The sequence below is a fragment of the Desulfobulbus alkaliphilus genome (assembly GCF_016918545.1).
In the GTDB taxonomy this organism is placed as follows: Bacteria; Desulfobacterota; Desulfobulbia; order Desulfobulbales; family Desulfobulbaceae; genus Desulfobulbus; species Desulfobulbus alkaliphilus.
In genome coordinates, this window is sequence record NZ_JAFFQC010000110.1 from 1 (window position 1) to 685 (window position 685).

Below are 685 nucleotides of genomic sequence, written 5' to 3' on the forward strand. Positions count from 1 at the left end.
TATCTGTTGGGGTACGTTCCTCACCCACAACCTACAGACCCATTTTTTGAAAATGAATAGATAATCGGTTTTTTCCTGCTCACTTATCCGGTATGTCTTCCGGCCATAATTGGGCGCCATGCAACACGCGCAGGATGCGAACCGCATTATCCAAAACCCGGTAGGTGACAATATAGGGTGTACGGGTGATCACCAGTTCCCGTGTACCCTCAACCCGTCCTTGGCGACCGCATTTCGGGAATTGATTGAGTATTTTAGTCTGTTCTTCTATACGTTCATCGACGAAGATGGCGGCCCGGGGATCATCCTGCTCAATGAAATCGAAAATTTTGTTTCGGTCTTCGATGGCGAACACGGACCACTCAATCTTCAAGACAGTTTCTCTTCGACTTTGCGCAAAACGCTGCGGCGCGCCGCTTGATGAAATGGTTTTCGACCTGGTCGTGCGGAACAGATGGGCGGGGGTCGACTAGTGCTTCTTGTACCTTTGCCCGGAACCAGGCATCATGAATATCCGGATCGGTTGTCAAGCCGGCGGGTAACCCGCCTTCGTTAGCCACGCGGGTCAGCAGGATGCGGACAGCATCCGAGACGGTCAAACCCATGTTTTCCAATACCGCTGCCGCCCGTTTTTTTACAGTGGCGTCTACGCGGGTTTGTACCAGTGCATTAGCAGCCATGATTT

Annotated in this window: 2 protein-coding genes; both read right to left on the reverse strand. The window is 51.7% G+C overall.

The genetic code is table 11. The features are described from left to right. Nucleotides 1-79: 79 nt before the first annotated feature. Nucleotides 80-373, reverse strand: a complete 294-nt coding sequence (locus tag JWG43_RS17610) for a type II toxin-antitoxin system RelE/ParE family toxin (protein ID WP_205244259.1) — start codon at nucleotides 371-373, stop codon at nucleotides 80-82. Continuing rightward, nucleotides 363-680 carry a type II toxin-antitoxin system RelB/DinJ family antitoxin gene (locus JWG43_RS17615; protein ID WP_205244260.1) on the reverse strand — a complete coding sequence of 106 codons (318 nt, stop codon included), beginning with the start codon at nucleotides 678-680 and terminating at the stop codon, nucleotides 363-365. The genes JWG43_RS17610 and JWG43_RS17615 overlap by 11 nt, the downstream gene beginning before the upstream one ends. Nucleotides 681-685 lie beyond the last annotated feature (5 nt).

Bases quoted from the DNA above. Each gene is read 5' to 3' on its own strand.
- JWG43_RS17615 (WP_205244260.1), bottom strand. From the start codon at position 680: ATGGCTGCTAATGCACTGGTACAAACCCGCGTAGACGCCACTGTAAAA.